Source organism: Gammaproteobacteria bacterium (genome assembly GCA_030949385.1).
Classification (GTDB): Bacteria; Pseudomonadota; Gammaproteobacteria; order JAUZRS01; family JAUZRS01; genus JAUZRS01.
On sequence record JAUZSP010000009.1, the window covers coordinates 141,618 to 168,432 of the forward strand.

Here is a 26,815-nt window from a genome sequence, read left to right on the forward strand (position 1 = left end):
CACCGTAACCATTAACCCCACTGGTGATCTGGTCGGAGGCAGCTAACTACAGCTGTCACCTACGCTGCGGGGGTTTTGACCGATCTCGCCGGTAACGGGCTGGCGGCACAAATTAATCCCATCGCTCAGGACTTCACCACCGCAGCTTCACCGGTTGATCCAACAGTAGTGGTGTTTGATCTGGTGGGGGGTACCAGCTCTGATCACTCTGGTCGGGTCTTTGATGCCAATATCTCCTACACCATCTACGTGGTGGTTGATCCCGCCGCAGGTGCGTTGAACACCGCACCCGCAGTAGGAGCAGTGGGTACCTTCGGTACTTGGGCCAGTGCAGGTAACTTGGGTGCCGATGACAACATCATCTTCACCACCAGCACCGGCACCCTCACTGGCGCACTGGGTAATACAGCTACCGTGGCTCAACCCGCCGCTGTGACCAACACCCTGCCCAGTGCGAGCTACGCTTGGACAGGAGCAACCCTCAATGCGGTAGCGGCAGGCGTGACCGAGCTGGGTCTCTTCACTCGTAATACCGCTGTGGGTGGATCAAGCGCCAACCTCTGGAATGGCACTTGGGCGGCTCTCGGTGACGGTGCTGACTTGGGTGGCATTGTACAAGCCACCCCAGTTGGCCTGTTGACCAGCCAAGGTTTGGCGTAACACCGGCAGCAATGCCATAAACGACGGCAAGGGGCTTTGCTCTTTGCCCTCACTTTTTCCTTAACTGCCGCTGTTGAGCTGCTCTTTGTGAGTATTTCAACTGCGGTTTTTTTATTTACATCTCTAAAACCATTATCTACTCACTCACAAAAACCCGCTTTTTGTGATGCACTTCACTCTTCAAAAGTTTAAAAATTCGTTATCTCTGTCCGTCGGTTTTTTTTGGGTAGCAAGCCTTAACATAAGCCTAAGTCATTGACATTAAGCAAAATTTAAATCACTAAAACATCATTACTACAAGGAATTAGTATGAACAACTTGGCCTTTCTAAGAGAACTGTACGCTCAACAGCAATACCTGCCCCTCAAAAAAGCCTGTCTTGCAGAAAGAAAAGATCAATACGCTGCACGTATTTTATTGGTCTTGGCCTCGATCAACTTGAATCAACTGGACGGCATGGAAGCCCTCTTCAATCAGCTGCTAGAACATGAAACCGAACTGGATCACGATGCGCTCTGCGATCTGGCCGCTGTGTTTATTCTGCACTCACAGGCCGAGCAAGCCACTCAACGTTTAGCCCGCATTGTCAAAGAAGATCCTCAGCACAGTCTGGCTTTGGCTCGTTTAGGCCTGTGTCATTTAATGACCCAACGACTCTCAGAAGCGGCCGATTGTTTTGCCCACTCTGCCAACCTTGACCCCAGCCGCATCGCCGTCTGGAGCAATTTGGCCGATGTCCACTGTCAACTAACCCAATATGATCACGCGCAAAATGCCCTCGATCAAGGCCGCACTGCGCTGGAACAACAACAAGACGAACTCTCCGAGTTTTTTAATCAACAACATCGCCAACGCCTGCGCACCCTGCAACTGCAACTCTGGATCGAAACCGATCAACAAGCACAAGCAGAGCATTGGTTTGAACTGGTCGATGCGCAAGACGACGAAGAGCAGAGCGTACTCTGGCGCAGTAATTACGCCCAGATGTTGGCCGAACGTGATCACCACGAAGAAGCCGCAGAAATTCTGCGTGAAGGTTTAAAACCGTACCCTCACAACAGCACCTTATTAATGCAGCTCTCTGAACTGGCACAACTGCAAGGTCGCTCTAACATGGCGATTAAAGCCCTTGAACGGGTGATTAAACACGACAAAAAAAATCCTCTGCCTTGGATAAAATTGTCAGCCGCCTGCCTGCATCAACAGACGAAACGAGCACGCACCACAGCGGAAAAAGCGGTCAAACTGGCGGCCACATTGAAAATCAACACCGAATACAACAAGAAAAAAATCGCAGCGCTGCGCCTGCAAGCTCAACACGCATTGGCTCAAGTGGAGAGCCAAGAGCAAAACTTTGACCTCGCCGAACAACTGTTTCGCAAAATATTGGAAATTGACCCTAAATTCACCCCAGCTCTGCAAAGCCTCGGCCAGCAGCAGATGCAACGCGGCAACATTGATGATGCCATTCATCTGTTTGAAACATTAAAAAGCCTAGATCCAATTAAAGGCCACTCCGCTTTAATCAGCGCACGCCATTTTCCCGATGATGAAACAACCTTAGAGCAGCTCAATCAAGTCGCCCACACCCCCAGCATGGAAGGCTCTGCGCGCACCAGTTTATTATTTCAATTGGCTTCAGCGTGGGAAAAACGCAAGCAATACGACAAAGCTTTTAGCTTTGCCCAAGAGGCCAATGACCTCAGCCAACGGTTTATAACATACGATGCCAAAGAGCACCGCAACCGCTGTGCTCGCATTCGCCATGCCTTCAGTAAGAGCCTCTATGACGTACGTCGTGATTGTGGTGTGGATTCCAGCGTACCGGTGTACGTTCTTGGTATGCCCCGCTCCGGCACCACGTTGATAGAACAAATTTTAGCCGGTCACAGCGAGATTGCCGGAGCCGGTGAGTTGGGCCTGATTCCTGCCGTAGTACAGGGTCTGAATCGTTGGGAACGACACGTCGGCTCAGGCCGCAGTTTTCCTGATTGTGTCGATGACCTGAACCCCTACATCAGCTCAGGCATTGCCGACAACGTGCTCAAAGAGCTGCAAGAGTACGACCCCAAGGCCAAACACATCATTGATAAATTACCGCACAATTTTGAAAACATTGGTTTGATTAAATTCCTCTTTCCCAAGGCCAAAATCATCTCAGTACGCCGTGATCCACGGGACATTGCTATTTCCAATTTTTTCACCGACTACCAAGCCAAACACGGCGGCATGGGTTTCGCCTACGATTTCACTCACATCGGCGAACAACTGGCCGATCACAACCTGCTGATGCAGCATTGGCATCAACTTTTTCCAGGTGAAATATTGGAAGTCAATTACGAAGATGTGGTCAATGATACCGAGGGCAGCGCGCGTAAAATGTTGAACTACATCGGCGTTGATTGGCAACCACAAGTGGTCGCTTTCAACGAACTGGATCGGCCGGTGAAAACCGCCAGCGTCTGGCAAGTACGTCAACCCATTTATAAAACCTCCACCGCCAAGTGGAAACGCTATCAAGCGCATCTTGCACCGTTAACCGCTGGCACCAATGCGCGCATTGAATTCGACCCGATCAGCGACATGCTCAGCTTGCCAGAACCGGCCTTTTTGCAAGAGGGTTTTGCCCTCTATAAAAAACAGGATCTGGACGGAGCTGAATATTTGTTTAAAAAAATGCTGCACCACAACCCCAACCACGCCGCCTGTAACTACATGGTCGGGGAGATTTATCTGCGTAAAAACAACCTCGACGATGGCGTTAAGTTGATTGAAAAAGCATTAAAACACGCCCCATGGAAACGGGAGTGGAGCACCAATTTGCTCAAAGCCTACAACATGAGCAAACAACACGAAAAAGCAGCGGCGTTAACAAAACGCTATCGGCTGGATAAAAAACCACAACCTAAAAACAATAACGACGAAATCTCCCATTGGCAAGAGATGCAAAGCGCGCCAATGAGTGCCGTCAACCGACCCTAAAAACGAGAAGAGAAAATGAATAACAAAGGCTGGCTTAGCATTGTCATGGTGCTGCTACTCAGCAACACCCCGTTTGCCCATGCGACTGAAAGTGGCTTACTGGCCGCCCTGCGCTCGACGATCAAATGGCACCCTGCCATGCGGGGAAAACAGGCTGAAGTGGACGCTAAAGGTTATGCCATCGACAGTGCTAAAGCACAGCGTTATCCCTCTTTTAGCGCACAAGTAGGACAAAGGGACGAAGAGCAGGTTGCCATTGTCTCCCTACGCCAACCTTTATGGAGTTTTGGCCGCATTGATAATGGCATTGCTTACGCCACCGCCGACAAACAGGTCGGCGATGCCGATTTTTTAAGAGTGAAACGTAAATTATTGGAAGATACGGCGACAGCCTACGCGGCCATTTTAGGCATTAACCGACGTTTGCGCGTGGCATTGGACAATGTTGAAAAACACAAACAACTTTACCAACAAATTAAACGCCGTCACCAAGGCAAGCTGGCTTCAAAAACAGATGTGTTATTGGTCGAAGTTCGTTTACGTCAAGCCCGCACCCAAGTGTTGCGTACCCGAGGCGAACTGCACGTTGCCAAAAATGAGTTGCAAGCATTAACCCAAACAGACATTGATGCCACTGCCGAAGTGTCCAGTGAATTTACTCAACTGCCCAGCAGCGAACGGCTGGCAACCATGGCAATCCAAAACGAAGCCAGCATCAAACATAAAAAACAGCTCATTACTTTAGCCTCCAGCAATGTCGATCGGGTCTTTAGCTCTGCCATGCCAACGCTCTATCTGCAAGCAGAGCAAAACCTCAACGCCCCTGGCTACATCTCAGGTACGCACTACAGCGTAATGCTCGATGGCACATTGGATGGTTTTGGATTTTCCACTTTTGGCCGCTCTCGGGCTGCCAAAGCAAAGCTAGACGCTGCCAAACAAGATCTGTATGCAACCCGCAATGACGTACGACGTAAGATCAAAACCTTACTCAATAATCGTCAAATGCAACAGACTCTCATCAGAGGATTACAGCAAGCGGTGGATGATTTACAAACCACAATGGACTCGTACAGTCGTCAATACGGCGCTGGCTTTAAAGCGTGGTTAGAGGTTCTCAATCTACAGCGCGAATTAACCGAGCAAAGAATACAACAGACCCAAGCGTATAATGAGTGGTTAATCAACACCTTAAAAATTCGTATTCTAACAGGGATGTTAGATCCATTGCTGAAGGAAAAAGGCCGTAATAATGGATGACAAAACGCACGACAGAGCTTCGAAAAAAAGGACAAAACCAACCACGCTACCCACGCTTTTTTTACAGCAGTTGCTGATTCGGCATAAGGTGCCTTTCAACGCAGAAAAGCTGGAAGCCGCTTGCAAAAAAATAAATAACGACCATGCAAAAACAGCCCTAATAAAAAAAATTCAGTTGATTTTAGCGGAGGCAAACATTAAAGGCGTTCGCCCTGCACAGCTGTTGTGGCGACGCTTTGATCAGCGTCGTCTACCCGCGTTGGTGTTCTGCAATAACGATTGGTATATGGTGACACGAGCAGAAGAAGAAGCTGGCGAAGCGGTTTTTCTTGATGCTGAAAACAATAAAACATCACTCACGGATGAAACATTACAAGATGCGCTGGTGGTCTGGCTGCAAGTACGCCAACGCGCAGAAAAACCGGCTTTTTTAAGTTTGAAGGGCAACATTGCGGCGCGCATTATTTGGCAAGAGCTGCTCACAGACAAAGCTTGGTTAATCAATATCGCCATCGCCACGGTAATGATCAATGCCTTGGCCATCGGCACCTCTATCTTTGCCATGCAGGTCTATGATCGCGTCGTACCCACCTTGGCTTACGCCACCCTCACCACTTTGACTGCGGGCATGATGATCATTGTCTTAATTGATTGGTTTTTAAAAACCATTCGAGCCAAAATTTTAGACAGCGTCTCTTGTGCCGTGGATAAACGGGTTTCACAAAAAGTATTCGATCATCTGCTGCACATTCAGTTGGATCTGCAACCGCGCAGTCTGGGCAGTTTGGCCGCTCAAGTGGGCAGTTTGGACTCGGTGCGGCAGTTCTTCTCATCCAGTATTATTTTCACCCTAATTGACCTGCCTTTTGCCCTTATGTTTATCGCCTTTATTATGCTGATCGGGGGTGCCGTTGGCTGGGTGTATATTTTATTATTGCCCGTGGCATTACTGCTGGGAATAATCACCCAAATACGCCTGAAAAAACTGCTGCACAACCAGATGATTCGCTCTAATGAGCGCCAAGGTTTATTGGTGGATTGCATTCGTGGCGCAGAATCCATTCGTGCCAATAACGCCACGTGGCGTTTTTCTGAAGAGTGGCGCTCCATCAGCAGCTCCATTGCCCGTTACAATTTGCAGCAAAAAGCGGTCAGCAGTTTTTCCAGTGTGACCACCAGCAGCCTCTCCACCATCGCCTACGTCTCTGCGGTGGTGGTTGGCGTGGGGCAAATTGAGCAAGGCAACATCACCATGGGGGCGCTGATTGCGTGCAGTATTTTGGGTGGTCGTGTTATTGCGCCCATTTCCGCCAGCGTGCAACACTTGGCACAGTGGCAACAGGTCTCTGAAGCCTTGCAGATGGTCAATCAACTGTTTCAATTGGACGGTGAACGGCGCAATAAACAGGATCTGTTGCTGCTCGATGATCGTCCACAAGCTCTGGAGCTGTCAAAGGTGCGTTTCGCCTATCCCGACAGCCCCATCAAACAGGTCAATATTGAAAAACTCAGCTTTAAACCCGGTGATCGTGTCTTGCTGATGGGCAAAGTGGGCTGTGGTAAATCCACACTGTTAAAAGTGCTCTCTGGACTTTATCGTCCCTCGGAAGGCCGAGTACGCTTAGGCAATGCGGATCTTTGGGAAGTGGACCCACAAATTGTCGCCACACATTTGGGCTATTTACCACAAACGGTGCATCTGTTTAAAGGCACTCTGCGCAGTAATTTAAGCCTTTCTGGTGCGGTTGGTGATGCACGTCTGTTGCGCATATCTCGTTATCTTGGCATTGATACCATTGCCGCCAACAGCCCTCTGGGGATGGATTTGGAAATCAGTGAAGGCGGCGAAGGCCTCTCCGGTGGCCAACGTCAATTGGTTGCGATGGCTCGCCTGTTAATTGCCCGTCCTAGAATTTGGCTGCTGGATGAACCCACCGCTTCGCTGGATAAAAAGAGTGAAAAACGCCTCTGGCAAGTACTGAAGAAATCCGTACGCCCCGAAGACATTGTCATTGTCTCCACCCATCGACCAATGAGTGCCGATAACTTTGCCAACCGCATTATCGTCATGGATCAAGGTGAGGTGAGCAAAGACGGCAAACCTGAAAAAGTATTGCCACAACTGTTAAGCCAAAATGCAAAAAACCCCCTTAAACCGGTTGTAACACATCTGAATCAGCGAGGAAAAGTCGATGTTATTTAAACAAGCGAGTGAACAAGACGTCTCGCCAAAAATACAGCGTTTGGAAAGTTACCACTTACAACACTCCAGCTATGTTTTGTGGTTTATTTTAATCGGTTTGACGAGTTTTATCGTCAGTGCAAACTATCTGCGCATTGATGAAGTGGCCAAGGCCAGTGGCGAAGTCATTGCCAGCAGTCGTGTACAGGTCATTCAAGCCATTGATGGTGGGGTTTTATCGGAATTGAATGTCTGGGAAGGCGACCGTGTTAAAGCCGGTCAAATATTGGCTAAACTGGATCAAACCCGCGCTCAAGCAGCGGTGTCCGAGGTCGAAGCACGTCTGTTTGCCCTACGATCAAAAGCAATCCGGTTGCGCGCCGAAGTCACTGGAGCCAGATCACTGGATTTTCCAGTGGAGTTTGAAAAAAATTCTTCCGATACCGTGAAGGTTGAAAAAGCCCTGTTTCAGCAACGTCGATACGGTCTCAGGCAAGACCTTTCCACCCTCAGAACAGCGGTCTCTTTAGCCAAAGAACACCTCGATTTGGTAAAAGAATTATTGCAAACCGGTGATGTCAGTCGCTCCGAGCATTTAACCTCAAAACGCAATCTCAACGAGGCCAATGCCAAATTAATCAACCGTAAAAACCGTTTTTTGGAAGAGGTTCAAACCGAACTGACCACCGTTGAAGACGAACTCTCGCAAAATGAGCAGATTCTCAAACAACGTCAAGAACAACTGGACAGCTGTCTGTTTATTGCCCAAGTACCTGGCATTGTGAAAAACATCCGCATGACCACTGTGGGTGGGGTGTTGCGTGCCGGTGAAGAGATGATGCAAATTATCCCAGTGGACGATCAATTAATTATCGAAGCCAAGGTCAGCCCATCCGACATCGCTCAAATCCGTAAAGGTTTGGAAAGCAACATTCGTTTTGACCCCTTCGATTACACCATTCATGGCGGTGTAACCGGCAAAGTAACCTACGTCAGTGCGGACACCCTTAAAGAAGAAACGGCTAAGGGGACGGAAATTTATTACCGCGTTCACATCGTACCCGACAGCAATCCCGTCACCACCACCACCGGCAAAGTTTTGGAAGTGCTACCAGGCATGACCACGCAGGTGGACATTCGTACCGGAGATCGAACCCTGATGAATTTCTTGCTGAAACCGTTGCGTAAGACGTTATCGGAGTCGTTTGGCGAGCGGTAAAATTAGCCCGTTTTTAAAGCCCTATCGCAGCGCACAGAGATCCGTTGCGGTTTTTTACCCTGCTGCAATTTCAAAGCGGTCAACTCACCCCCCCAAACGCAACCCGTATCCGTCGGGTGAATTTTTTTGACCTTCAGTGGCAAGGAGTGGCTTAAGGCCGCCCAGTGACCAAACAGAATGTGTGTCCCTTGGGCCGTCACTCGACTCGGCAGACTCAAACCACGGCAATAAACCGTCTGCCTGCTGACCGGGTGCGTGTTTTTCCAGCATGTCCAGCTGCCCACTTAAACTGCAAAAACGCATCCGAGTAAAACTGTTGGTGATAAAACGCCACCGAGCCGCGCCCTGTAACTCCTCTGACCAGAGATCCGGCTGATCACCGTACATCTGTTCAAAATAGCGCTGATGATCATCGCCACGCAGCACCGCCTCTACTTCCAAGGCCGCCGCTTGTGCCTGCGCTAAATCCCACCGAGGATAAATACCCGCATGAGCCATAACATAATTGAGTTTTTTATCGTAGTGCAGCAGCGGTTGTTGGCGCAACCAACACAACAGCTCTTCACCGTCATCAGCCTTAAAAATAGGCGCTAAAGAGCAGCCTTTTTTAATCGACTTTACCCCTGCTTGCATCGCCAATAAGTGAAGATCGTGATTGCCCAACACCGTGATGGCCGCACTGCCCAAGGCTTTTACAAAACGCAATACGGCTAAGGAATCAGGGCCTCGATTGACCAAATCACCGGCAAACCAGAGCCGGTCTTTTGTTGGCTTAAATTCGATTTTTTCCAGCAGAGCCTGCAAGGCTAAATAACAGCCCTGCACATCCCCAATAACATAAACCGCCTTCACAACTCAGTGCAACACCCTTGGGGTAGTGAGTAAAAACTCAGGAATGGCGGCATCAAAGTTAATTCCATCATCGTCCACCATCTGGTAACTGCCACCCATCGTGCCAACGGAGGTCTCCAACATGGTGCCACTGGTGTATTGAAACCCTTCTCCCGGTTTCAGGTGCGGCTGTTCGCCCACCACACCGTCGCCTTTGACCTCTTGCACCCGACCATTGGCATCGGTGATGATCCAATGACGCTTCAACAAGCGTGCTGGCGCTGTGCCTTCGTTACGAATCGTAACGGTGTAGGCAAACACATAACGATCCTCCTGTGGCTCAGATTCCGCCTCAATGTACGAGGTCTCAATATCAATTTTTATTTCCGGTCCCATAAAAAATCCACTCACTCTGCTTAGCTGTAATAACAATGACACCATTCTATCCTTAAACTAAGAAACGTGCTCACTGTAATAACTACTTAAGGTAGCAAACTGCGCCAAACTCAAGGTCTCCGCTCGCACACTGGGATCAATATCACAGGCCTCAATTTGAGCGGCACTTAACAGCGTTTTAAGCGTATTGCGCAAGGTTTTTCGCCGCTGACTGAACGCTTGGCGCACCAGTTTGGCAAACAGCACCACATCACCCACCTCCACCAACGGCTCGGTGTGCGGTGTCAAACGCACAATGGCCGAATTGACTTTCGGTGGTGGGTTAAACGCCCCTGGACGGACGGTAAACAGCGCCTGAACTTGGCAATAATATTGACACATCACCGACAAACGACCGTAATCCCGCCCACCTGGTGTTGCTGCCATGCGCCGCACCACTTCGTACTGCAACATAAAATGCATGTCATGAATTTTATCGACGCTCTGCAACAGATGGAAAATCAACGGGGTGGAAATGTTGTAGGGCAGATTGCCCACCAGACGCAGCTTTTCGTTTTCAGCACACAGAGCTGAAAAATCAAACTTCAATGCATCGGCGCTGTGAATCGTCAATTCGCCCTGATCGGCACAGAGTTTTTCCAGACGAGGGATCAGGTCTCGATCCAGCTCCACCACCTGAAGCCGCCCCAACTGCTGCAAAATCGGCAAGGTCAAGGCTCCCAAACCAGGGCCAATCTCCACCAATTTTTGCCCCTTTTTAGGCGAAACCGCTCGCACAATACGATCAATAATGACACCGTCATGCAGAAAATTTTGGCCAAAACGTTTGCGCGGTTTATGATCCATCATTGCTGTTCTCAGCCATCGTTTGCGCTACGGCCAAAGCCACCTCAAAACTGCCCAGCTCGATGTTGCCCGTTCCCGCCAGCGACAGTGCTGTACCGTGATCCACCGAGGTACGAATAATCGACAAGCCCAAAGTGACATTGACCGCATGGCCAAAACCCACATGTTTCAACACCGGCAAACCTTGATCGTGATACATCGCCAGCACCGCATCGGCTTGTTCAAGGTATTTGGGGGTAAACAAAGTATCGGCGGGCAGCGGACCGATGAGGTTTTGCCCCTCGGCGCGCAACCGCTCCAGCACCGGCTGAATGATCTTAATCTCCTCCCAACCCAAATGCCCGTCTTCGCCCGCATGAGGATTAAGGCCACAGACCAAAATACGCGGCTCCGCAATGCCGTAACGCTGTTGCAGATCACGGTGTAAAATACGAATCACTCGCTCCAGAGCGCGATCCGTAATCGCTTCACTCACCTTAGACAGGGGAAGATGAGTGGTGGCCAACGCCACCCGCAACGTATCTGCGGTCAACATCATCACCGGAAAACCGTCGGTCTGCTCGGCCAAAAACTCCGTATGACCGCTGAAAGCCACTCCAGCATCGTTAATAATGCCCTTATGCACCGGCCCGGTAATCAGAGCGGAAAAACGCTGTTTTAAACAGCCTCGGGTGGCCACTCTTAGCGTCTCTAAGACGTATTCGGCATTGAGCACATTCAGCTCACCGGCCTGCACCTGATCCAAAAGTGCCACTGGCAAAATACAATTACGCCCCGCTTGTGGCGCTTGCTCAAAATCCACCTCGGCCAGTGAAAGCGGCAACGCCAACTGCTCAGCGCGCTCGGCCAGCAACTCAGGATCAGCAATAAAAACCCATTCATGTTCATGTGATTTTTGACAAAGCAGCACGGCTAAATCAGGCCCAATGCCTGCTGGTTCGCCAGGGGTAATGGCAAAACGCAACGGCTTATTCATGTTCATTTGGCATCATCCGCAGAGAGATCGGCCAAACGCACTTCAACGTACGCCTGCACGCGCAATTTCCTCAACCATACTTCGGAAGCTTCTTCCACTTTGCGCTCCAGCAGACGTTGACGCGCTTGACCGCGTAAAAACTCGTCGGTGTCATCCTGAGTTCGTTTGCCCAGCAACTGCACCACATGCCAACCAAAAGCGGAGCGAAACGGCTCACTCACCTCGCCTTTAGCCAACTCTTTCACCACGCTCTCAAACGCGGGTACCATCACATCGGGCCAAACCAACCCAGATCACCACCGGCAACGGCACTACCAGGATCATCAGAAAATTCTTTGGCCAGCGCAGCAAACTTTTCCCCAGCCACAATGCGTTTTCGCAACGATTTCAATGTTTTCAAGGTCGCTTCACTGTCTCGAACTTCCGTCACCCGCAATAAAATGTGACGCGCATGGCTCTGTTTAATGTAGTGACGTTCCTCACCGCGACTCTGCTCCAATAAAAGCAGATGAAAACCACTGGCGCTGCGCAGTGGCCCCAACAGATCGCCCTCTTTGGCCGTTTGCAACGCCTCGACAAATACTTTCGGTAACTGCTCTAATTTACGCCAGCCCAAATCACCGCCTTCCAGAGCGTACTGACCATCGGAGGTGCGCATCGCCAAAGCGGCAAAATCAGCTCCCGCTTGCACTTTTGTCAACACTCTATCGGCTCTTGCACGCGCTTTAGCGATCAAGGCCAAATCATCACCTTCACCGGTGGCAATTAAAATATGGCGCAGACGATATTCAAAACTGTTTTTCAATACCCGTTGACGCAGAGAGAGAAAATCATCCAGCTCCTGATCACTGACCTTGGTCTGCATCTCTACTTGACGTTTTTTCAGCTGTGCCAGTAAGACCTCTTCTCTCACCTCTTCACGAAAATCACGGTAATCCACGCCTTCTGCCAACAGCGCTTGGCGGAACTGAGACAAACTCATCTGATTGTTGCGCGCAATGCGCTGCAACGTACGGTTCAGCTCACTGTCGTCCACCCGCAAACCCAGCTCTTTGGCTTTTTGCGCCTGTACCTTGCGTGAAATCAGACGCTCCATAACCTGCTCACGCAGCACCTGCTGATCATCAACGGCTTGCCCTGCCTCTTGCAATTGAGCACGAATGCGCTCTAAACCCCGCTCAAACTCACTGTTCAAAATCACATCGTCATTCACAATCGCAGCCACGCCGTTCAATAACTGCGGTGCTGCCTGCGATGCTGACACCACAAAGCTCAATAACAGCGCGGTAAACATATTTTTATTCATATCAAATCAATACTCAATTGCACGATAACCAATAATACCATCTTCCAGCAGCTTTCTGGGACCCTGCCCCACCGGAGCCAAGCCCTTCAGTACCAGCTGCGCATAGAGCGCCGTCTGGGTTTGATCGTCCAGAATTCGCCCGTTAACCACATTCAAAAACTCCCTCCCCACCAGCCGCAACAACCAGCAGCAACTCTCGTATTCCAACCCAGCAAAACTGTCCAGCACCTTCTCTTCTTTGAGGGAGTAGTTCCAGTGCGCCATCACTCGCCACTGCTTGGAAAGAGGCCAGCGCATGGCCAGATCAACTTGTTCGGTCAACAACTTTTCCTGCGCTGTTTGAGAAAAAAGATAACGAATGTTGGCAATGTGTTCATTATCGCGCCGATAACGAAATTGGAAATCAGCCCGATCCGTATTGCCCGTCTCCGAATTAATCAAAAAAGTAGTATTCACAGACCAATTACGGCTAAAACGCCCCTTGGCCTCCGCAATCAGATCCGACCTAGGCTGCTCATCCACCTGCTGAGTCGGACGTAACGTCACCTCACGATCAGCAAAATAATAGATCCGCCCTAAACTGCCACTCATCATTTCTCTACCACTGTCAGAGTCAATCAGACGATAAGTTAAACCCGCTGCGAGCTGATTGGCATCCCCCACCCGATCACCGCCAGTAAACCGATTATTACGAAACAGTTGAGCGTAACTAAAGCCCAGTTGACTGCTGTCAAACAACGGAATCTCATCCTGAGACGTGAAAGGCGCATTCAAATAATAAAGACGCGGCTCTAACACTTGCAATGGCCCCCCTTCCGAGGAAGGTTCGCGATCAAAATAGAGCCCCGCATCCAACGACAACAGAGGTACCGTGCGTTGGATTTGTTGCGCTCCAGCTGCCACTAGATTGAGAGCGTATTGTGAATGTCGCACAGAGAGTGATGGGGTAAAAAAACCTGCTGTTTTACGATAAGGCCAACTCACCTTTGAGGTGCTGTCAAAACGCAAACCCGTATCACTCTCCTCCCGATCAAAACGCACCAGTTCCACATCCACATCGTATTTCAAACTACCCTGCAACAAAGCAGGAAAACGGCCATCAAAATTCAGCTGCGGCATGCGCTGATAGGGACGATTGGCAACCGCAATAGAATCATCAAGGGTTTGAAAATTCTGTATTCGACTGCTCAAGACATAACGATCCGCATGATAAGCAACATCGGCACGCCGTTCCAAATGAGTGATCGTGGCCACACTCAAACGGTTGCCCAAATCGTTAAAATAATTTTTATCCGAGACCTCTCCGGCATCAATTGACGTGTGCCAACGGCGATCAATCAAACCCTTATGGCGCAGACGATAAAAATAACGTTTTTCATTATTCAACTTCTGATCCCGATCAAGATAATCTGCATCCAAATGCCAATCACCCCACCGATCAAGGTAGCGCATTTCTGACAAAATCTGCGTGCCACGTTCACTCATCCAACGGGGGGTCAAGGTGGCATCGGCCTGCGGTTTAATGTTCCAGTAGTAAGGTGTATTCACCTCCAATCCCCGACTGCTTGAGTTTTCAATCACCGGTGCCAGAAAACCACTTTTTCGACTCTCTCCCAAAGGAAAACTGAAAAAGGGCGTGTAGAGAAAAGGCACGCCTTTAAATTTTAAGTAGGCGTGTTTTGCCGTACCAACCTCCGTATTGGGATCCAACACCATCTCTTTGGCCACCACCACCCAATCCTCTTGCGACGCCAGACAGGTAGAATACGTCGCCTCCTGAAGGTAGGTCACTCGCTGCGCATCACGGCGTGTCTGCAACGCTCGCCCCTGTGCATGGCGTTCTGGATAGCGATAGGTCACGCCATTAAACTTCGCCACCGCAGAATTCATACTCATCAATGCAGACTCCGCCGTGAGCTGATACTCCGGCGTGCGAAACGTAACGTGACCTGAACCACGGCTCTCCTGCTTCAGCTGATCCACCTTCATCCGATCCGCCAACAGCAGACGATCTCCCTGCGTCAAACGTACATCACCTTCCAGCTCAGTAACGCCTTTAATGGCACTGAACGTACGCTCGGCACTGATGCGAATGCGCTCATCAGCAAAACGAGACACGGGCAACAGTGGCGAGGGCTCGCCACAAAAACGCCATAAATCATTGGCCGCAACAGCTGGAAAGGTGAGTAAACAGATCAGCAGCAGAGAGACAGTTCTTCCCACCACTGATTTTAGGAACGATTTTTGCATATTTTGTGGGATAAAGAGTAAACGATTACAAAAGATAGATGACACGCGTTGCCTACTTAAAAAACATCAGCCAAGAGAAACAATCGCGCTAAGCATACCGACCCCGATCACGAAAGAAAACCCTCAGCTGGAAAGGCAAGATTAACACTTGAGGAAATGCGATCAGGGCTGCACAATGTGATTAAGGGCAGTGCCCTTAATCAACAGATGAAACACCACACCTACGAACCGCCAGGAGAGTTAACTGATGAGCAAGGTCGCCCCTCAAACAACATCACCCTACACCGTTCCACAACCTGCGGTAACGAACCGTCGTGGTCGCACTCAACACACCATTCAAGAACTGATGACGGAACGCACTCAACTATTGAGCCAATTCAGCGCGCTCAGCGGCACTTCGCAACACAAAAGCAGCCACACTGAACTGGAAGAACACTTGAAAGGCTTTTGCCAAATTTTAATGGACTATTTGGCCTTGGGGCATTTTGAGATTTACCAGCGCATCATTGAAGGCAAAGAACGTCGTCTCAATGTGCGTGAAAGTGCCGCCACCGTCTACCCTTTGATCGCCCAAACCACCGATATTTTGGTCGAGTTCAACGACCAATACGCCAGCGATGCCGCCTGCAAAGCCTTCAAACAGCTTGCCAGTGACATCTACCGTTTGGGCGAGACTCTCTCGCTGCGTTTTGAAATGGAAGATACCTTATTGGAAGCGCTCTCCGATGAGAGACGCAACGAACTGAATTAAATCCACCTCAGCTCTGGTTTTGCAACGCAATCATGTGCAGCAAATCAGAACTGATGTAACTAAACTCAACCCCGTAACGCACCCCTTTACGAACCACCTTACGGTAATTTATTTTGCCACGAGCACAAAAGCTTTGGTTACCGTACATCAACCCCAACTCCACTTCACCGGCCAGCCCCGTTTGTAACTCATCGGCAATAAAACCAATCCCCGTGCGGCTGATGTCCAACAAAGAACAACCGCTGTAATAACGCCTGTTTTCTTGATCACGACGACGCACTTTAAGCTGTAACTGCAATGTTCGATAGCGCGTCTCAAAGCGCCGCAGAGGTGACACTTGGCTGTTGCTCTGCTTACTCAGCAACAACTGCTCAGCCTCCCCCTGCACCGAATTTCCCAACAACACGCTTAACTCACTCAGCAACCGCTCCAATTCAAAGGGCACATGGGTAAAGATTACCCCATACTGCATCCCTTCCATACGCAACTGACGATAGGCGATCACGCCTCGCACAATAAACTGTTGCTCATTCAGATCCACGCGCAATTCAATCGGTTTTAAAATCCGAAAATTGACGTTGTCCGTTAACAGCCCCAAGCCCCCCTGCGTCACGTTTAATAAAGCACAGCGTTTAAAGCGCGTTGAATTGAGCTTACGCATGCCAACCTGCAGCGCCAAACCTTCCATGCGAGCTTCCGTGCGCCGTTGCATTGGCATCACATCTTGCAACTCCCCCATAATCCACTCCCTATCCTTGGAACCTCTGGTGTTCCTTAACCGAAGCCTAAACCTAACAAACCGATTCCCACTTTGATCCGACACCCAACCTGTGCAGCTGATAAAATCAAAGCCACTTTCTTTCAGCTTCGTAAGAGATACTCCATGGACTCCCCTGAAATATTTCCCGTCGTACTCTGCTGTTCCGGCAACGACCCCAGCGGCGGCGCAGGCATTCAAGCCGACATCGAAGCCCTCAGCAGCCAAGCCTGTCATGCCGCGCCCGTCATTACCTGTCTGACGGTGCAAGACAGCCAAGACGTTAAACGCATCGAACCGCTGCACCCCAGCCTTTTTACCCAACAGATGAGAACGGTACTGGAAGACATGCCGGTGGCCGTGATTAAAGTCGGCCTGCTTGGCTCAGTGGAGATCGTCAAAGCCCTCTACAGCGTCTTAATGGATTACCCCGAACTGCCCATGGTGCTCGACCCCATTTTGGCCTCCGGCGGCAGCGGCAAGTCGATGGCCAGCGACGACTTAATCGAAGCGATGGAACGCTATTTAATCCCCAACACCTTTATCATGACCCCCAACCGCCACGAAGCACTCACCCTCAGTGGCACAGAAAACGAACAGAGCGCCGCCCTAAACCTATTGGAAAGTGGCTGCGAATACGTCTTGATCACCGGCGCTGACAGCAAAACCGAACAGGTTCACAACGTGCTCTACCACAACGCCACTCAGTTGGAACGCTTCGATTGGCCACGGCTGCCCCACAGCTACCACGGTTCCGGCTGCACTTTGAGCGCCAGCATCGCCGGTCTGTTAGCGCAAGGAGAACACCCCATCGCCGCCGTGCGTCAAGCCCAAGAGTACACCTGGCAAAGCCTGAAAGCCGCCCACCGACCCGGCATGGGGCAGCATCTGCCCAACCGTTTTTACTGGGCCAGCAATGAGAGTGAAGAGAAATAATGCTGCACGGACTCTACGTCATCACCGACCAAAATTTGATTGCACACCAGAATTTTGCCAATAGCGTTGCAGCAGCTCTTAAAGGCGGAGCCAGAGTAGTGCAATATCGGGACAAAAGCAGCGATCACAAACGCCGTCAGCAACAGGCAAAAACACTGGCAAGGCTGTGCCGACAATACCGCGCCCTCTCGATTATCAATGATGACATTGAACTGGCCTTTGAGGTCGGAGCCGACGGTGTGCATCTGGGTTTGGAAGACGACAGCCTAAAACAGGCGCGCAACACATTAGGCCCACAGGCGATCATTGGCATCACCTGCTACGACTCTCTACAGCGAGCCAAACAGGCCGAACAACAAGGAGCCAGCTACGTCGCCTTTGGGCGTTTTTTCCCCTCCAAAACAAAACCCAACGCCTGCCCCGCACCCTTGAGCTTACTGCAACAGGCACGACAAGAACTCACCTTGCCCATCTGCGCCATTGGCGGCATCACCCAGCACAACGCCCAGCCGCTGCTCACCGCCGGAGCGGATATGCTGGCGGTGGTGGGTGGGATTTTTACAGGGGAAAACATCGAACAGCAGAGCCATCAATTCAAGGCACTGTTTTAAGCAGCGCATTTATGCGCTAAAAACTACGATTCGTTATAAAAGGTACGCCCTTTACGACCCTTACCAAACTGCTGCTGCACAATCACCCCCACCAAATCACCACGCCCCCCAATGGCGATCACCTCATGACCCTCGTTCAGCGCATGCAAGCTGTAGTTGTTGTTTTCATCAATACGCAACTGCCGAAAAATATAATCATCCTCGGCCAATTTAGCCATCACAAAACAGCCGTCTCTGAGTATCCCTTCAGGGTCGATAATAATAATCGTCTTTTTTTTAAACTCCGGCTCCATGCTGGTATCCAACACTTGCAACGCAAAGGGCTCACCCGCTGCACAACTGCCTAAACTGTCATCCATCCTATTAACCTCGTTTCATAATTAAAAAATCATTTACTTTTATCGTCACTCAAACGCTCACGCTGCTGCAACGCCCACAAATGGGCGTACAAACCCTTTTGCGCCAATAAGTTGCTGTGGCTGCCACGCTCGACAATTTCACCCTGTTCCATGACCAAAATCTGATCCGCATCCACGATGGTGGAGAGTCTGTGGGCAATCACCAAGGTGGTGGTCTGCGCCGAAACCTTCTCCAGCGCCGCTAAAATCGCCTGCTCCGAGCGTGAATCCAAGCTGGAAGTGGCCTCATCAAAGACCAAGATAGCGGGGCGTTTCAAAATCACCCGCGCAATCGCCACCCGCTGTTTTTCACCGCCCGACAACTTCAACCCCCGCTCACCCACCACGGTTTCGTAACCCTCAGGCAAGCTCTCAATAAAGCGATGAATGTCGGCCAATTTAGCCGCTTCGACCACCTCTTCACGGCTGGCATCGGGTTTGGCGTAGAGAATATTGTAATAAATGCTGTCGTTAAACAGCACCGTATCCTGCGGCACAATGCCGATGGCACGGCGCACACTCTGCTGGGTGCAGTCGCGCAGATCTTGGCCGTCGATCAATACCGCTCCCGCGTTAACATCGTAAAAACGAAACAACAGCCGCGAGAGGGTGGATTTACCCGCCCCCGAAGGCCCCACCACGGCCACCTTCTGACCTGCAGGCAGAGTAAACGAGACCTTATTTAAAATGCGGCGGTCGGGCTGATAAGCAAAATCAACCTCGACAAACCGCACCTCCGCTGCATCAACCCGCATGACCTTTGCGTCAGTTTTGTCTTTAATCTCTTCCGGCTGATCAAGTAATTTAAACACCAGATCCATATCCGCCAGCGCGTATTTCAGCGAACGGTAAACAATGCCCAGAAAACCCAAGGGCAAAAAGAGCTGCAACATCATGGTATTGACCAACACCAGATCCCCCAAGCTCATCTCACCGGTCTGCACCTCGTGTACCGCCAAGGCCATGATCACCGTCACCCCCACGGCGATGATCACCCCTTGACCAAAATTGAGCATCGACATGGTGGTTTGGCTTTTAACCCCTGCCTCCTCCCAACCGCCCATCACCTCATCGTAACGCCGCAGTTCATGCGCTTCGTTATTGAAATATTTAACTGTTTCGTAATTGAGTAGGCTGTCCACCGCGCGACTGTTGGCATCCGAATCCAGCGCGTTCATCTGATGACGAAAGTGCATCCGCCACTCCGTCACTTTGAGGGTAAAACCGACGTACAGCAGCACCGTAACAAAGGTGACGATGGCAAAATAGGCGCTGTATTGACTGAATAAAATGGCCGCCACCAGCATAAATTCTACCGCTGTAGGGAAAATATTAAACACCAAGTAATTCAAAATCGAACTGACGCTGCGCGCGCCGCGCTCCAGATCACGGCTGATGGCACCGGTACGCCGCTCCAGATGAAAACGCAGCGACAAACGGTGCAAATGAGCAATCACCCGATTGGACAGTTTGTGCATCGCCCGATGACGCACCCGCGCAAAAATAGCATCGCGCAACTCATTGAACAGCGAGGCAAACAGGCGCAACGCGCCGTAAATCAGCAGCAACGCCACTGGCAGCGCAACGGCATTCTGTGGCTCTTGATCAAGAAAATCAATGATCTCCTTGAAGACCAGAGGCACACCGACAATGGCAAATTTGGCCAACAGCAAGCTGAGCAGCGCCAGCAGCGCACGGCCACGGTAGTCCCAGATAAAAGGGTAGATACGTTTTAGATTTTGAAAATCGGTGCGCTCGCCGTGCGGCGCAGAGGTGTAACGGGTACGGGGAGCCATAACATCAACACAGTAAAAACCAACCGTGCAAGGTAAAGCAGAGACTGTTGGAATGCAAGTTTGCCATGTCAAGGCACGGTTTATGTAACCACTGTGAATAAAATTGGCATGATCAAAAGATTTCAGCGCAATGAAAACCGCACCGGCAACCGCAACCGCACCGCCACGGCACGATCAGCAATTTTTGCTGGTGAAAAACTCGATGCCATAATCGCCCTCTTTGCTGCCTGATCAAATGCCTCACCCTCCGAGGTAATGATACTCACACGGCGAACCTTGCCGGTTTTATCAATCAACGCCTCCAATTTCACCACGCCACTGCGCCCCGCAGCACGCATCGTTTCAGGGTAAATAGGCGCTTCACGATGCAAAAATTGCGGCAGCTCACTGAGTTTAAAAATAGGCTCCGGTGTTGGCAAAACCTCTTTGGCCTGCGCCGTAACAACCGGTTTCACTGGCTGCGTTACCTCTGGTTTCGGCGGCTCTTCTACGACCTGTTCAATGGGTGTGCTGACAATTGTTTTGGGCTGGATCTTTTTTGGTGCGGCTTTTTTTAAAATTTTATTTTTAATCAGCTTCGGCTTTTGCACCCTTTTTTTCTTTGGCTTTGGTACTGTTTTTTTCACTACGGGTTGTTGAGGTGCTGACTTTTGCACAATGGGCTGAAGTAAATTCAACACTAAAACGGGTTTTAGCTCCACTGGCTCGGAGCGCGAATGGGCTAACAGATCAATTGAAAACAGCAGAAAAAAAGCCAACAGGACCCCGCCAACCAACGAGGTCAACACCCATAACAGCGGCGATTGTTCCACCGTGTTATTGTGCTTTAGCATCAGTCGCAATGGCCAAGGATTGAGCGCCACCGGCTTTGGCCGCATCCACCACCGCCATCAACATCTCCGTCGTGGCACGCCGATCCACCTGCAACATCACGCTCAGATCCGCCTTTATTTTAGATTCGATTGCAATCAAACGAGTCAGATCCGCCAAGCTCACCGATTGTTTTTTAAGGTAGGCTTGGCCTGCCTGATCTAATTGAATACGAAAAGGTCTGTCCGGCAAGGTGGCTCTGTTTTCCGAGCTGGGTTTTTCGATCACCACGCCTTCGTTATCAGGAAAAATGGTGGTCACCATAAAAAAAATCAGCAACAGAAACACCACATCCACCAGCGGAGCCATGCTGATCTCTGGCTGCCCCAGATTCAACTTTGGCATCGGACAGAGGTCATCGTCACTCATGCAGATAACCCTGTTTTAAAGTTTCAATATCGCGATGTAAAACCAACTGAATTGCTTGATGGGTCAAGGTCATCAAACGATTAACCCGCTGCGCCAACAGATGATGCAGAAAAATCACCGGAATGGCGATAATCAGACCGCTGGCGGTGGTCAACAACGCCTGAGAAATGCCATCGGCCATCAGATCCGGCTTGCCACTGCCTTGGATGGCAATCACCTCGAAAACATTGATCATCCCCGTCACCGTACCCAGCAGACCCAACATCGGCAGCAATGAAGCCAAAATAGCAATGGTGGCAAGCGTGCCGCTCATCTTCGGCACAATCTCGGCCAGATGAATATTAATCTCTTTGGCCAGCATCTGTTGGGAGTCAATCTGCTGCCAACTCAGCAGCGCCAACACCTGTGCCACAGGGCTGCCGCCTTTTTTGAGTGGCGATACTTCGCCAGCCCCACGCAAAATTTGATAATCTCGCTCTGCCAAGCGCATTAACTGCCGCCCTTTTAGCGCCTCCCAAATCAACATCCCCAACGCCATGCACGCCACCAGAAAAATCACCCACATAATCGGCCCACCGCTCTGCATCAGCGCCAAAAAATTCTGTTGCACACTCATGCCTTAAAACTCCATTTCAACGCCCATATAAGGGAAAAAGGACAACCCACTGATCTCCGTCGGATTATCAATTTTTTCATACTCACTGCCATAATCGTATTCCACAATATTATTGGCAAAAGTGACGTTTTGCAGATCCAAGTAAAATTTCATTTTTGATTCATTAAACAAAAAGTCACGACTGAGGCGCAGATCAATCCGTCGATACAGAGGCAGACGTTCCACGTTGTGTTGACCAAATTCCGGCAACCAACGGCTGTTGATGTCCGTTGGGTCTTCCTGATGACGTGCAATCACCGCCGTATACGGTCGCCCTGAATGCACTTCTGCTTTGGCACTCCAATCCCAACGACTCCAACGCCCCGTAAAAGGCTGCCCCCACACCACAATCAAGGTCAGTGGCTGGTCGCCAGAGAAATCACGGGTAATACCGGTGACCTCATTGGTACGCTCCGATTTTGCCCACGACAGAGACAACCAACCCCGTTTGCCTTGGCTTGTTTTGCGCTTCAGAAACAGGTCAAAGCCGACCGCTTCCCCCGTCCCTTTATTAGCAAAATTATTCGGTGGCGCATTCTCATCCAAGGCAATCACCAAATTTTTCATCGGTTTGTGGTAGACCTCCGCCTTCAGACTGTAAAGCGAACTCAACTGCCGCTCCACGCCCAAAATGCGATGCTCCGCCTCCTGCATCAACAGAGCTGGATTGCCCACCCCCTCCAGAATATCCGCACCGTTGGGCTGTTGCAGATAGCGCCCCCAGTTGGCCGTCAGCAGGGTGTCGCTGTTGAGCTGATACTCCAAGCCCAAACGAGGTGAAATTTGATGCGCCTCAAAACCGCCGCTGATCGACACATTGCTGGAACGCAGCTCCAGTTGCGTGGTGAGATTGTCACCCCAACGGTGACGATATTTAACATAAGGGTCGCTGCTCTGCGCCTTTAACTCTCTCTTCACCCGAAACTTCGTTTGCGAGGTAAAATCAACATTAACGTCATTCTCCGTCTGACGACGTGGCACATAAAGATCCAACGGCACCAGCACCGAGTTCAAATCCACCCCCACGGTCAATAAGGCCCCCTCACTCAACGTGCGTCGCCATTCGGGCTGCAGGTGCAACGTCTTCTGCTCCACATCGGCGTAAAACGACGCGCCATTCTCATCTCGCCCCACCCGAACCGAACTCTTATTGTGCAGGTAAGCCAAATTAATCACACTGTCTGATTCAGCGTTCCAGCGCTGCTGCCACGTCAAACCGACGCTCTGATACTCAACTTTGCTGTGCAGCTCACCGGCCAACTGAGGATCGGAGCGCACCGTCCCACGCAACTCCAGCGCCACCTCATCTCCCGCCGCAAACAGATAACTCTCCACATAACCGCCCTTTAATTGATGACGATATAAGCCTTGAAGATCATAAAAACGCGGCACCAACAGCACCTGATTAGGGTCTTGCTCGCCTGGATCGGAAAACAGGTCACTGGCCGCCGAAGGAGAGAGCAGCAGGTCTAAATAGCTGCGCCGCCCAGCAACAAAAAAGCCATCGCCCTGATCCCCCACCGGCCCTTCAAACAAAAACGAACTGGAAACGGTAGAAACATCAAACTGCATGTGCAGACGATCTGTTTTTGGCGCACGCAGCCGCGCATCCACCACCCCGCCTAAGGCATCGCCGTACTGCACCGGAAAACCGCCCAAAAAGACGTTAATGTCTTCAATCAACGCCGGATTGATGGTCGATTGAAAACCACCAAAATGGTAGAGATAGCCCACTGGGGTATGATTAACCCAAGTAATGTTGTCGCGCCCGTTACTGCCACGCATGTAGACCTCAGCCGAACCCTCGTTCGCCGCCACAATGCCTGGCAACGCCGTAATCGCCTTTAGCGGATCACCGCCACTGCCAGCGGTCTGCAATAATTCGGCTTTGGAGAGGGTTAATTTAGAGCCTTTTTCCACCAGCCGGGCAGCACTTACTTGCAAACCATCGCTTTCCACCAACAGGGGGCGCAGATAGAGGGTAATCTTGCTCTGCTGCGGTTTTAGCGTTTCGCTCAACGTTTCATAACCGCTGGCTAAAACTTTGACTTTTTTGGCTCCCTCACGTTCTTCAAAACGTATCTGACCCTGCGTTGAGCTTTGACCGTACTGCTCACCGGCATCAAGCACCACCGTCGCCCCTTCGATCAAAACACCGCTGCCCTTCTCTTTTATCAGCACATCCAGTGGCGCGGCCATGCTCAGAGGCACAACACCAAGACCCAACAGCAAGCAAGACAAAACAAGCCTCATACCGTTTCACTTTTTGGTTTTACAAAAAAGACAAAAGGGATCGCAAAAGGGCCAAAGGTCGCGCCCATCACCCCCCAAAAAACAGGTTTCAAACCACGTCGTTTCGCCACTTGATGGCAAAGCACGATGCTGGCAAGCGTCACCAATACACTCACAACAATTAACACATTCATAAAGTATGATCTCACTTTTACCGATAGGATAGAGGAACTTAAAAGAGACTCAAGCGGTCTTGGTAAAAGACAGTGTATTATCGCAACACACACAAAATAAACAACTCGGAGCCAATCCATGTGGAAAAAGATCATTCCGGCACTCTTTATAGCCGCCCTCTCCATCGCCTTTTTTGCCAATGCCGAAAAAGCCGATAAAACAGCCCGCATCGCTGATGGCCTCTCCGTGGCTACCTTTGCTGGCGGCTGTTTTTGGTGTACCGAGTCCGATTTTGAAAAGGTGCCTGGGGTGAAAGAGGTGCTCTCCGGTTACACCGACGGCCATGTGAAAAACCCGACCTATAAGCAGGTCTCTTCTGGGGGCAGCGGCCATATCGAGAGCGTTAAGGTCTTTTATGATGCCGATGTGATCAGCTACAAAGGTCTGCTAGAAGCCTTCTGGCGGCAGATCAACCCCACCGATGCAGGCGGCCAGTTTGTAGATCGCGGCCATCAATACAGCAGCGCCATTTTCTACCACACCCCAGAACAGAAAATGCAGGCCGAGACCTCTCTCAAAGCCCTGCAAGCCACAGGGCGGTATAAAAAACCGCTGGCCACCCCCATTTTACCCGCCAAAATCTTCTACAATGCGGAAGAGTATCATCAGGATTACTATAAAAAGAATCCATTACGTTATAAATTCTACCGCTACAACTCCGGTCGAGACCAATATCTGGAAAAGACTTGGGGTGAGGAGATCCATGTGGACTACACACACTATTCAAAAAATGGCAAAAAATACCAACGACCCAGCGACGCTGAGTTGCGTAAAACCTTAACCCCGTTACAGTACGATGTAACCCAAAAAGACGGCACCGAACGCCCCTTTGACAACCCCTACTGGGATGAAAAACGCGACGGCATCTACGTCGAAATCACCACCGGTGAACCGCTGTTCTCCTCCAAAGACAAATACAAATCCGGCACCGGCTGGCCCAGTTTCACTCAAGCGATTAACAGCGATGCCGTGGATGAAAACACCGACTACAAACTGATTTTGCCGCGCACCGAGATTCGCAGCAAAATCGGTGACGCACATCTGGGTCACGTCTTTGATGATGGCCCAGCTCCCACGGGCAAACGCTACTGCATGAACTCCGCTTCCATGCGTTTTATCCCCCAAGAGGATCTGGTTAAAGAAGGTTATGCTGAATTGGCCAACCTGTTTGAAACCGAATAGCAACCTCTTTAGGTTCTTCATGGCACATCGCCCCCTTAGGCTGCTGGTGAGCGTCGCGCTCCTCAGCAGCACCGCCTGCGCCGAGCAACGCATTCGCATCGCACCCAGCGCAACCGCCACTCAACCACCCGATGCCGAACAGATGGTCAACGCCCACAATCGCTGGCGCGCGAAGGTCAATGTGCCGCCACTGACGTGGTCAAACCAACTGCAACAGCAAGCACAAACCTGAGCCCATCGGCTCAAAGAACGCAACCAGTGCCAAATGCAACACAGCCCCACAGATGGCAAAACTGGCGAAAACCTCTTTTGGGCCAGCCCCGTCACCCACACCTACAGCAACCGCCCAACCCAGCTCACACTGCAAGAGACCGATTCAAACAAGGTCGTGGACGCATGGGGCAGTGAGGTAAAGGATTACGATTACAGCAGCAATCGCTGCGTCGCGGGAGAACAGTGTGGCCACTACACACAGATGGTCTGGAAAAGCAGCACAGAGGTGGGGTGCGCTAAGGCGATCTGTGAGGATTTATCGCAAGTGTGGGTCTGTAATTACGCTCCGGCTGGCAATTTGCGAGGGGAGTGGCCCTACTAAAGGTCTAAGTCAGATATGACCTGTTGAAGCGAAATTGGCTTTTTTCCCTGTTCAGCATTTTTAGCACTGCGTAAATCCATTAAATCCTCATAATCTTCAACAAGCTCAGTCAGTGCCTGATATTCATCGAAAGGCAAAACAACAAATTCGTTCCGCCCCTCTTTCTCTATCAGTTGTGGATGCAATTTCATAGCTTTACCCTTTTCCATAAGCATCTTTGCGATGTTTTACACGATAAACTAATATCAACTGATTCTCTATCTCAAATAGCACTCGATAATCACCCACCCGAAGACGGTACTCTGGGCTAAAATTTGTTAATTTTTTCACATTAACCGACAATCCATTCTCAAGCTGTTGCAGTTTCCCAACCACCTTCTTCGCATCCAGCTTAGGTATCTGCTTTAAATCTTTAACTGCCCTAGACATCAACTCAATATGATACACAATCAACAATCCACTCGAAAACCATCACTGCTTTATAACATATAAATCAGCCTACCAAGAAAGATCAAAACGCC

The 26,815-nt window shown here is 50.4% G+C and carries 25 protein-coding genes and 2 pseudogenes; 10 read left to right on the plus strand and 17 right to left on the minus strand.

Annotated features, from left to right (window positions below; translation table 11 throughout):
* The first annotated feature begins 75 nt into the window (after positions 1 to 75).
* The 5 genes from Q9O24_13145 to Q9O24_13165 all read left to right on the plus strand — a co-directional run bounded on the left by Q9O24_13145 (position 76) and on the right by Q9O24_13165 (position 8,303).
* Positions 76 to 660 carry a hypothetical protein gene (locus tag Q9O24_13145; GenBank protein ID MDQ7076059.1) on the plus strand — a complete coding sequence of 195 codons (585 nt, stop codon included), beginning with the start codon at positions 76 to 78 and terminating at the stop codon, positions 658 to 660.
* 309 nt (positions 661 to 969) lie between these two features.
* Complete coding sequence (locus Q9O24_13150; protein ID MDQ7076060.1) at positions 970 to 3,642, plus strand: sulfotransferase; 2,673 nt, start codon at positions 970 to 972, stop codon at positions 3,640 to 3,642.
* A gap of 15 nt (positions 3,643 to 3,657) precedes the next feature.
* Positions 3,658 to 4,902 carry a TolC family protein gene (locus tag Q9O24_13155; protein MDQ7076061.1) on the plus strand — a complete coding sequence of 415 codons (1,245 nt, stop codon included), beginning with the start codon at positions 3,658 to 3,660 and terminating at the stop codon, positions 4,900 to 4,902.
* A complete protein-coding gene (locus tag Q9O24_13160; protein MDQ7076062.1) occupies positions 4,895 to 7,105 on the plus strand; it encodes an ATP-binding cassette domain-containing protein in 2,211 nt (736 codons plus the stop codon). Before Q9O24_13155 ends, Q9O24_13160 begins: the two co-directional genes overlap by 8 nt.
* Positions 7,095 to 8,303: an HlyD family efflux transporter periplasmic adaptor subunit gene (locus Q9O24_13165; GenBank protein MDQ7076063.1), complete on the plus strand. Its 1,209-nt coding sequence runs from the start codon at positions 7,095 to 7,097 to the stop codon at positions 8,301 to 8,303. Before Q9O24_13160 ends, Q9O24_13165 begins: the two co-directional genes overlap by 11 nt.
* 2 nt (positions 8,304 to 8,305) lie before the next feature.
* Here Q9O24_13165 and Q9O24_13170 read toward each other — a convergent pair.
* The 7 genes and pseudogenes from Q9O24_13170 to Q9O24_13200 all read right to left on the minus strand — a co-directional run bounded on the left by Q9O24_13170 (position 8,306) and on the right by Q9O24_13200 (position 14,884).
* Positions 8,306 to 9,155: pseudogene (locus Q9O24_13170) on the minus strand (symmetrical bis(5'-nucleosyl)-tetraphosphatase).
* A gap of 3 nt (positions 9,156 to 9,158) precedes the next feature.
* Positions 9,159 to 9,530 carry a Co2+/Mg2+ efflux protein ApaG gene (gene apaG / locus Q9O24_13175; protein ID MDQ7076064.1) on the minus strand — a complete coding sequence of 124 codons (372 nt, stop codon included), beginning with the start codon at positions 9,528 to 9,530 and terminating at the stop codon, positions 9,159 to 9,161.
* 57 nt (positions 9,531 to 9,587) lie between these two features.
* The gene (gene rsmA, locus Q9O24_13180) at positions 9,588 to 10,376 is read right to left on the minus strand and encodes a 16S rRNA (adenine(1518)-N(6)/adenine(1519)-N(6))-dimethyltransferase RsmA (protein MDQ7076065.1); all 789 of its coding nucleotides are present in this window, start codon (positions 10,374 to 10,376) and stop codon (positions 9,588 to 9,590) included.
* On the minus strand, positions 10,366 to 11,352 hold the full coding sequence (gene pdxA / locus Q9O24_13185; GenBank protein ID MDQ7076066.1) for a 4-hydroxythreonine-4-phosphate dehydrogenase PdxA: 987 nt from the start codon (positions 11,350 to 11,352) through the stop codon (positions 10,366 to 10,368). The genes rsmA and pdxA overlap by 11 nt, the downstream gene beginning before the upstream one ends.
* A 2-nt stretch (positions 11,353 to 11,354) precedes the next feature.
* Complete coding sequence (locus Q9O24_13190; protein ID MDQ7076067.1) at positions 11,355 to 11,621, minus strand: peptidylprolyl isomerase; 267 nt, start codon at positions 11,619 to 11,621, stop codon at positions 11,355 to 11,357.
* A complete protein-coding gene (locus Q9O24_13195; GenBank protein ID MDQ7076068.1) occupies positions 11,621 to 12,658 on the minus strand; it encodes a peptidylprolyl isomerase in 1,038 nt (345 codons plus the stop codon). Before Q9O24_13195 ends, Q9O24_13190 begins: the two co-directional genes overlap by 1 nt.
* A gap of 6 nt (positions 12,659 to 12,664) precedes the next feature.
* The gene (locus tag Q9O24_13200; protein ID MDQ7076069.1) at positions 12,665 to 14,884 is read right to left on the minus strand and encodes an LPS-assembly protein LptD; all 2,220 of its coding nucleotides are present in this window, start codon (positions 14,882 to 14,884) and stop codon (positions 12,665 to 12,667) included.
* Positions 14,885 to 15,155: 271 nt separating this feature from the next.
* Here Q9O24_13200 and Q9O24_13205 point away from each other — a divergent pair, with 271 nt between their 5' ends.
* Positions 15,156 to 15,659 (plus strand): Rsd/AlgQ family anti-sigma factor, encoded by a 504-nt coding sequence (locus Q9O24_13205; GenBank protein MDQ7076070.1) that lies wholly within the window; start codon positions 15,156 to 15,158, stop codon positions 15,657 to 15,659.
* Positions 15,660 to 15,666: 7 nt separating this feature from the next.
* On the opposite strand, the gene Q9O24_13210 is transcribed toward Q9O24_13205, so the two are convergent.
* Positions 15,667 to 16,398, minus strand: coding sequence for a PilZ domain-containing protein (locus Q9O24_13210; GenBank protein MDQ7076071.1), 732 nt, complete (start codon positions 16,396 to 16,398; stop codon positions 15,667 to 15,669).
* A 144-nt stretch (positions 16,399 to 16,542) separates the two neighbouring features.
* On the opposite strand from Q9O24_13210, the gene Q9O24_13215 reads away from it, so the two are divergent.
* Together Q9O24_13215 and thiE are read left to right on the plus strand one after the other, a co-directional pair.
* A complete protein-coding gene (locus Q9O24_13215) occupies positions 16,543 to 17,352 on the plus strand; it encodes a hydroxymethylpyrimidine/phosphomethylpyrimidine kinase (protein MDQ7076072.1) in 810 nt (269 codons plus the stop codon).
* Complete coding sequence (gene thiE, locus Q9O24_13220; GenBank protein ID MDQ7076073.1) at positions 17,352 to 17,963, plus strand: thiamine phosphate synthase; 612 nt, start codon at positions 17,352 to 17,354, stop codon at positions 17,961 to 17,963. The genes Q9O24_13215 and thiE overlap by 1 nt, the downstream gene beginning before the upstream one ends.
* A 23-nt stretch (positions 17,964 to 17,986) precedes the next feature.
* Here the strand turns inward: thiE and Q9O24_13225 are convergent, their stop codons facing one another.
* The 7 genes from Q9O24_13225 to Q9O24_13255 all read right to left on the minus strand — a co-directional run bounded on the left by Q9O24_13225 (position 17,987) and on the right by Q9O24_13255 (position 24,477).
* Positions 17,987 to 18,322 carry a S24 family peptidase gene (locus Q9O24_13225; GenBank protein ID MDQ7076074.1) on the minus strand — a complete coding sequence of 112 codons (336 nt, stop codon included), beginning with the start codon at positions 18,320 to 18,322 and terminating at the stop codon, positions 17,987 to 17,989.
* A gap of 29 nt (positions 18,323 to 18,351) precedes the next feature.
* The gene (locus Q9O24_13230; GenBank protein ID MDQ7076075.1) at positions 18,352 to 20,157 is read right to left on the minus strand and encodes an ABC transporter ATP-binding protein/permease; all 1,806 of its coding nucleotides are present in this window, start codon (positions 20,155 to 20,157) and stop codon (positions 18,352 to 18,354) included.
* A 122-nt stretch (positions 20,158 to 20,279) separates the two neighbouring features.
* Positions 20,280 to 21,035: an energy transducer TonB gene (locus Q9O24_13235; protein MDQ7076076.1), complete on the minus strand. Its 756-nt coding sequence runs from the start codon at positions 21,033 to 21,035 to the stop codon at positions 20,280 to 20,282.
* The gene (locus Q9O24_13240) at positions 20,974 to 21,396 is read right to left on the minus strand and encodes a biopolymer transporter ExbD (GenBank protein MDQ7076077.1); all 423 of its coding nucleotides are present in this window, start codon (positions 21,394 to 21,396) and stop codon (positions 20,974 to 20,976) included. Before Q9O24_13240 ends, Q9O24_13235 begins: the two co-directional genes overlap by 62 nt.
* Complete coding sequence (locus Q9O24_13245) at positions 21,389 to 22,012, minus strand: MotA/TolQ/ExbB proton channel family protein (GenBank protein MDQ7076078.1); 624 nt, start codon at positions 22,010 to 22,012, stop codon at positions 21,389 to 21,391. The genes Q9O24_13240 and Q9O24_13245 overlap by 8 nt, the downstream gene beginning before the upstream one ends.
* 3 nt (positions 22,013 to 22,015) lie before the next feature.
* Entirely contained in the window at positions 22,016 to 24,304 is a 2,289-nt protein-coding gene (locus Q9O24_13250) for a TonB-dependent receptor (GenBank protein MDQ7076079.1), read from the minus strand.
* On the minus strand, positions 24,301 to 24,477 hold the full coding sequence (locus Q9O24_13255; GenBank protein MDQ7076080.1) for a hypothetical protein: 177 nt from the start codon (positions 24,475 to 24,477) through the stop codon (positions 24,301 to 24,303). Before Q9O24_13255 ends, Q9O24_13250 begins: the two co-directional genes overlap by 4 nt.
* 118 nt (positions 24,478 to 24,595) lie before the next feature.
* Between Q9O24_13255 and msrB the strand changes: the two genes are divergently transcribed.
* Both msrB and Q9O24_13265 read left to right on the plus strand, forming a co-directional pair.
* Positions 24,596 to 25,699, plus strand: a complete 1,104-nt coding sequence (msrB, locus tag Q9O24_13260) for a peptide-methionine (R)-S-oxide reductase MsrB (GenBank protein MDQ7076081.1) — start codon at positions 24,596 to 24,598, stop codon at positions 25,697 to 25,699.
* A 142-nt stretch (positions 25,700 to 25,841) separates the two neighbouring features.
* Positions 25,842 to 26,294: pseudogene (locus Q9O24_13265) on the plus strand (CAP domain-containing protein).
* Here the strand turns inward: Q9O24_13265 and Q9O24_13270 are convergent.
* Together Q9O24_13270 and Q9O24_13275 are read right to left on the minus strand one after the other, a co-directional pair.
* A complete protein-coding gene (locus tag Q9O24_13270) occupies positions 26,291 to 26,503 on the minus strand; it encodes a type II toxin-antitoxin system Phd/YefM family antitoxin (GenBank protein MDQ7076082.1) in 213 nt (70 codons plus the stop codon). The pseudogene Q9O24_13265 and the gene Q9O24_13270 sit on opposite strands and share 4 nt — an antisense overlap.
* The gene (locus tag Q9O24_13275; GenBank protein ID MDQ7076083.1) at positions 26,490 to 26,741 is read right to left on the minus strand and encodes a type II toxin-antitoxin system RelE/ParE family toxin; all 252 of its coding nucleotides are present in this window, start codon (positions 26,739 to 26,741) and stop codon (positions 26,490 to 26,492) included. Before Q9O24_13275 ends, Q9O24_13270 begins: the two co-directional genes overlap by 14 nt.
* Positions 26,742 to 26,815: the final 74 nt, after the last annotated feature.

Excerpts from the sequence above, each read along its gene's own strand:
- Q9O24_13150 (MDQ7076060.1), top strand. The coding sequence starts at position 970 with ATGAACAACTTGGCCTTTCTAAGAGAACTGTACGCTCAACAGCAATAC.
- Q9O24_13155 (MDQ7076061.1), top strand. The coding sequence starts at position 3,658 with ATGAATAACAAAGGCTGGCTTAGCATTGTCATGGTGCTGCTACTCAGC.
- Q9O24_13160 (MDQ7076062.1), top strand. The coding sequence starts at position 4,895 with ATGGATGACAAAACGCACGACAGAGCTTCGAAAAAAAGGACAAAACCA.
- Q9O24_13165 (MDQ7076063.1), top strand. The coding sequence starts at position 7,095 with ATGTTATTTAAACAAGCGAGTGAACAAGACGTCTCGCCAAAAATACAG.
- apaG (MDQ7076064.1), bottom strand. The coding sequence starts at position 9,530 with ATGGGACCGGAAATAAAAATTGATATTGAGACCTCGTACATTGAGGCG.
- rsmA (MDQ7076065.1), bottom strand. The coding sequence starts at position 10,376 with ATGGATCATAAACCGCGCAAACGTTTTGGCCAAAATTTTCTGCATGAC.
- pdxA (MDQ7076066.1), bottom strand. The coding sequence starts at position 11,352 with ATGAATAAGCCGTTGCGTTTTGCCATTACCCCTGGCGAACCAGCAGGC.
- Q9O24_13190 (MDQ7076067.1), bottom strand. The coding sequence starts at position 11,621 with ATGGTACCCGCGTTTGAGAGCGTGGTGAAAGAGTTGGCTAAAGGCGAG.
- Q9O24_13195 (MDQ7076068.1), bottom strand. The coding sequence starts at position 12,658 with ATGAATAAAAATATGTTTACCGCGCTGTTATTGAGCTTTGTGGTGTCA.
- Q9O24_13205 (MDQ7076070.1), top strand. The coding sequence starts at position 15,156 with ATGAGCAAGGTCGCCCCTCAAACAACATCACCCTACACCGTTCCACAA.
- Q9O24_13210 (MDQ7076071.1), bottom strand. The coding sequence starts at position 16,398 with ATGGGGGAGTTGCAAGATGTGATGCCAATGCAACGGCGCACGGAAGCT.
- Q9O24_13215 (MDQ7076072.1), top strand. The coding sequence starts at position 16,543 with ATGGACTCCCCTGAAATATTTCCCGTCGTACTCTGCTGTTCCGGCAAC.
- thiE (MDQ7076073.1), top strand. The coding sequence starts at position 17,352 with ATGCTGCACGGACTCTACGTCATCACCGACCAAAATTTGATTGCACAC.
- Q9O24_13225 (MDQ7076074.1), bottom strand. The coding sequence starts at position 18,322 with ATGGATGACAGTTTAGGCAGTTGTGCAGCGGGTGAGCCCTTTGCGTTG.
- Q9O24_13230 (MDQ7076075.1), bottom strand. The coding sequence starts at position 20,157 with ATGGCTCCCCGTACCCGTTACACCTCTGCGCCGCACGGCGAGCGCACC.
- Q9O24_13235 (MDQ7076076.1), bottom strand. The coding sequence starts at position 21,035 with ATGCGGCCAAAGCCGGTGGCGCTCAATCCTTGGCCATTGCGACTGATG.
- Q9O24_13240 (MDQ7076077.1), bottom strand. The coding sequence starts at position 21,396 with ATGAGTGACGATGACCTCTGTCCGATGCCAAAGTTGAATCTGGGGCAG.
- Q9O24_13245 (MDQ7076078.1), bottom strand. The coding sequence starts at position 22,012 with ATGAGTGTGCAACAGAATTTTTTGGCGCTGATGCAGAGCGGTGGGCCG.
- Q9O24_13250 (MDQ7076079.1), bottom strand. The coding sequence starts at position 24,304 with ATGAGGCTTGTTTTGTCTTGCTTGCTGTTGGGTCTTGGTGTTGTGCCT.
- Q9O24_13255 (MDQ7076080.1), bottom strand. The coding sequence starts at position 24,477 with ATGAATGTGTTAATTGTTGTGAGTGTATTGGTGACGCTTGCCAGCATC.
- msrB (MDQ7076081.1), top strand. The coding sequence starts at position 24,596 with ATGTGGAAAAAGATCATTCCGGCACTCTTTATAGCCGCCCTCTCCATC.
- Q9O24_13270 (MDQ7076082.1), bottom strand. The coding sequence starts at position 26,503 with ATGGAAAAGGGTAAAGCTATGAAATTGCATCCACAACTGATAGAGAAA.